The sequence below is a fragment of the Pseudomonas sp. genome, from assembly GCF_049645325.1.
In the GTDB taxonomy this organism is placed as follows: Bacteria; Pseudomonadota; Gammaproteobacteria; order Pseudomonadales; family Pseudomonadaceae; genus Aquipseudomonas.
Genome location: NZ_JBARTQ010000464.1, coordinates 1 through 4,448, shown reverse-complemented (window position 1 = coordinate 4,448; position 4,448 = coordinate 1). Strand labels below are relative to the sequence as shown.

Here is a 4,448-nt window from a genome sequence, read left to right as displayed (position 1 = left end):
ACCTGGTTCTATCTGGAACTCGGCGGAGTCTTTATTGGGGCCGCTTCGCAGCCCAGCGCGGGGCAAGCCGCTCACTACAGGGAGATTTTTCAGCCTTGAAAGTTGTGTAGATACTTATGCTGCGATGAGGCCCTGAAGCCCACTCAATAATCGAAGAACACCGTTTCCTTGTCCGTGCCCTGCAAAATCACATTCCACTGAAACACACCCGCCGCATCTGCCTGGGCAATCAAGGTGCTGCGCCGCTCGGCAGGCACACACGCCAGCAATGGGTCATCACCGTTCAGTGCTTCACCGTCAAAATAAATCCGCGTCAGCAAGTGCTTCACCAAGCCTCGGGCAAACACCAGCACCACCAAGTGCGGCGCCTGCGTCGTGCCGTTCAGGCCCGGCACTGCGCCCGGCTTGATGGTGGTAAAACGAAAGCGCCCTTCGGCATCCACCGGCACCCGGCCGAAACCTTCGAAGTTCGGGTCCACTGCCTTGTTTTGCTCATCCTCAGGATGGTCGTACTTGCCGGCGGCATTCGCCTGCCAGACTTCAAGCATGGCGTCGTTGACGACATCACCGTTGCCGTCCACCACTTGCCCGCTGATTGCCACGCGTTCGCCGAGGGTGGCGGGCACGGTCAGGTCTTCGCGGTTCAGCCAGGTCAGGCCGATGTGGTAATACGGCCCGACGGTGTGGGACGTGGTCGCGTTGAGGGTCATCTCATTTCTCCATCGGCGTGGCGTCGCGGCCGCGCAGGACGATGTCCCAGCGGTAGCCGAGGGCATAGGAAGGAATGGTTTTTTCCAGGTCGAAACGGGCGATCAGGCGCTGCTTGGACGAGGTGTCCGGCACGCAGTTGTAGATCGGGTCATATTCGAGCAACGGGTCGCCGGGAAAGTACATCTGCGTGACCAAGCGCGTCAGCACGCTCGGCCCAAACAACGAAAAGTGGATATGCGCCGGGCGCCACGCGTTGTGGTGGTTGCCCCACGGGTAGGCGCCGGGCTTGATGGTCTGGAACTGGTACCAACCCTCGGCGTCGGTGACGGTGCGGCCGGTGCCGGTGAAGTTCGGGTCCAGCGGCGCGTCGTGCAGGTCGCGTTTGTGGTTGTAGCGACCGGCGGCGTTGGCCTGCCAGATCTCCACGAGAATGCCCGGCACCGGCAGGCCGTTTTCATCCAGTACACGGCCGTGAATGATGATGCGCTCGCCCTGGGGCTCGCCCTCGTGTTGGGCGGTCAGGTCGTTGTCCTTCTCGTTGACGCGCTCGGCGCCGATGGTCGGGCCGGTGATTTCCGACAAGGAATGCGGCAGAAACACCAACGGCTTGGACGGCGAACGCAAGTTCGTCGACTGGTAGGCCGGGTGCAGGTAATCAGGTTGAGTGCCCGCTTGCGGGCGCCGGTAACCGGGCTTGTCACTCATGGAGCAATCCTCTCTTATTAGATGCGTTCAATCGCCAGCGCCAGGCCTTGGCCGACGCCCACACACATAGTCGCCAGGCCTTTACGGCCGCCGGTTTTTTCAAGCTGGTGCAGGGCCGTCATCACCAGCCGCGCGCCGCTCATGCCCAATGGGTGGCCGAGGGCAATGGCGCCGCCGTTCGGGTTCACGTGCGGCGCGTCGTCGGCAATGCCCAACTCACGCAGCACCGCCAAGCCTTGAGCGGCGAAGGCTTCGTTGAGTTCGATCACGTCAAAGTCAGTCACGGCCAGGCCCAGGCGCTCGACCAGCTTGCGCACCGCCGGCACCGGGCCGATGCCCATCACGCGGGGCGCGACACCAGCGCTGGCCATGCCCAACACGCGGGCGCGGGCAGTCAGGCCGTGTTTTTTCACCGCCTCGGCGGAGGCCAGAATCAGTGCCGCCGCGCCGTCATTGACGCCCGAGGCATTGCCGGCGGTGACGGTGTTGTCCGGGCCATTCACCGGTTTGAGTTTGGCCAGGGCTTCCAGGGTGGTGTCCCGTGGATGCTCGTCCTGCTCCACCACGGTCTCGCCTTTTTTATGTGCGACCCGCACCGGCACGATTTCTTCAGCGAAGAAGCCGGCAGCCTGGGCGGCGGCGGTGCGTTGCTGGCTGCGCAGCGCGAAGGCGTCCTGGTCAGCCCGGGAGACGCTGTAATCGTCGGCGACGTTGTCGGCGGTTTGCGGCATGGCATCCACGCCGTACTGGGCCTTCATCGACGGGTTGATAAAGCGCCAGCCGATGGTGGTGTCTTCCAGCTTCATGCTGCGCGAAAACGCCACGTCGGCCTTGCCCATCACGAACGGCGCGCGGGACATCGACTCCACGCCGCCGGCAATCGCCAGCTCCATTTCACGGCTGGCGATGGCGCGGAATGCCGTGCCGATTGCGTCCATACCCGAGGCGCACAAACGGTTGAGGGTCACGCCGGGAATACTCTCCGGCAAGCCGGCCAGCAACAGCGCCATGCGTGCGACGTTACGGTTGTCTTCGCCGGCCTGGTTGGCGCAGCCGAGGAACACCTCGTCGACCGCCGTCCACTGCACCGAAGGGTTACGCTCGATCAGTGCCTTGATGGGCAGCGCCGCCAGGTCATCAGTGCGTACGCCGGACAGGCCACCGCCAAAGCGGCCGATGGGGGTGCGAATCGCATCGCAGATAAATACATCGCGCATCAGGCTTCTCCCGGCGCTTGGCCGTGGGCGGCGGCGGTTCGGGTTTCGAGGTCGCGCAGGGCTGTCAGTTCGGTTTCCGTCGGCTCGGCGGTGGTGGCCACCTGATCAGCAAAACGAATCGCCCAGCCGGTGGCCGCCACCACTTGCTCACGGGTCACGCCTGGGTGCAGAGCAGTGACCACAAACTCATGGCTGCCCTCCTCCGGTTCCATGATGCACAGGTCGGTAATAATCCCTACAGGACCGGCGCCCGGCAGACCCAGACGCTTGCGCGAATCGCCGCCCTCGCCGTGGCCGACCGAGGTAATGAAATCCAGCTTGTCGACAAACGAACGCGCCGATTGCTTGAGGATGATCAGCACGCTCTTGGCCGAGCCGGCAATTTCCGGCGCGCCACCGGCACCCGGCAGGCGCACTTTGGGCTGGTGATAATCACCGACCACGGTGGTGTTGATGTTGCCGAAACGGTCGACCTGCGCGGCGCCAAGAAAGCCCACGTCGATGCGCCCGCCTTGCAGCCAGTAGCGAAAAATCTCACCGGTCGGCACCACGGTGTCGGCGGTTTCCGCCAGTTCACCGTCGCCGATGGACAGCGGCAGAACCGAAGGCTTGGCACCGATCGGGCCGGATTCGTAGATCAACACCACGTCCGGCGACGAGGTCAGGCGCGCCAGGTTGGCGGCCTTCGATGGCAGGCCGATGCCGACAAAACACACGGCGCCGTTCTTAAGGCGACGCGCGGCGGCGACGGTCATCATTTCATTGGTCGAGTAAGCCATTACTTGGCCTCCTGCGCGGCGGCCAGCTTGGCCTGGAATTCACTGAAGTCGGCGGTGCCGTGGATGTATTCGTCGATCCAGGCGGTAAAGGTCCCACGGTCGCGGGCAATCGGGTCCCACGCCTGGTAGAAGCGGTTATCACGCTCGTTGTAGCCGTGGGCGTAGGACGGGTGGGCGCCACCGGGCACATGGCACACCGCCGTCAGCGCCCAGGTCGGCAGCACGCAGCTGTTCATCGGCGCCTTGAGGTCGTCGACGATTTCTTCGACGGTCACGATGCAGCGCTTGGCCGCCAGCGCCGCTTCTTTCTGCACACCGAGAATGCCCCAGAGCAACACGTTGCCTTTGCGGTCGGCTTTTTGCGCGTGGATCACGGTGACATCCGGGCGCACCGACGGCACCGCCGCCAGCACTTCGCCGGTAAACGGGCAGGTCACGGTCTTGATCAGCGGGTTGACCTTGGGCAGGTCGGAACCGGCGTAGGCGCGCAGCACCGCGAACGGCAGGCCAGAGGCGCCGGCGACGTAGGCGTTGGCCAGGTCGGCGTGGCTGTGCTCTTCAATTTCCAGCGGCTGCGGCCATTGTTTCTCAACGGCGTCACGCAGGCGATGCAGAGAACCCACACCTGGGTTGCCGCCCCACGAAAAAATCAACTTGCGGGCGCAGCCGGCGCCGATCAACTGGTCGTAGACCAGGTCAGGCGTCATACGCACCAGCGTCAGGTCTTTCTTGCCCTGACGAATGATTTCATGACCCGCCGCCGTAGGGATCAGATGGGTAAAGCCTTCCAGTGCGACGGTGTCGCCGTCGTTCACGAATCGCTTCACCGCGTCGCGCAGCGCAAGAATTTCAGCCATGGGGTTCGGGCTCCCGGTGTGGATCGAAAAAGGCGCGAGGTGGCGCCGAAGTGCTTGAAGATTAAGCCGGGGAAATGGCCCAAACAATCCGATAATCGACTCAGCGTTCGATTATCGAACAGATTGTTGTCTAGCTAATCGTTTGTATAAACGCGGTCGATGTGGGAGCTGGCTTGCCT

The 4,448-nt window shown here is 63.4% G+C and carries 5 protein-coding genes; all 5 read right to left on the bottom strand.

The genetic code is table 11. The features are described 5' to 3' along the window. Positions 1 to 143: 143 nt before the first annotated feature. From pcaG to WBB95_RS20125, 5 genes are read right to left on the bottom strand one after another with little or no spacing between them, the layout of a single operon-like run. Positions 144 to 710, bottom strand: coding sequence for a protocatechuate 3,4-dioxygenase subunit alpha (gene pcaG, locus WBB95_RS20145; protein WP_424489177.1), 567 nt, complete (start codon positions 708 to 710; stop codon positions 144 to 146). A 1-nt stretch (position 711) separates the two neighbouring features. Then, on the bottom strand, positions 712 to 1,416 hold the full coding sequence (gene pcaH, locus WBB95_RS20140) for a protocatechuate 3,4-dioxygenase subunit beta (RefSeq protein WP_424489176.1): 705 nt from the start codon (positions 1,414 to 1,416) through the stop codon (positions 712 to 714). Positions 1,417 to 1,433: 17 nt separating this feature from the next. Further along, positions 1,434 to 2,636, bottom strand: coding sequence for a 3-oxoadipyl-CoA thiolase (pcaF, locus tag WBB95_RS20135; RefSeq protein WP_424489178.1), 1,203 nt, complete (start codon positions 2,634 to 2,636; stop codon positions 1,434 to 1,436). Beyond that, positions 2,633 to 3,412 (bottom strand): CoA-transferase subunit beta, encoded by a 780-nt coding sequence (locus WBB95_RS20130; RefSeq protein ID WP_424489175.1) that lies wholly within the window; start codon positions 3,410 to 3,412, stop codon positions 2,633 to 2,635. Before WBB95_RS20130 ends, pcaF begins: the two co-directional genes overlap by 4 nt. Beyond that, positions 3,412 to 4,269, bottom strand: a complete 858-nt coding sequence (locus tag WBB95_RS20125; protein ID WP_424489174.1) for a CoA transferase subunit A — start codon at positions 4,267 to 4,269, stop codon at positions 3,412 to 3,414. The genes WBB95_RS20130 and WBB95_RS20125 overlap by 1 nt, the downstream gene beginning before the upstream one ends. Positions 4,270 to 4,448 lie beyond the last annotated feature (179 nt).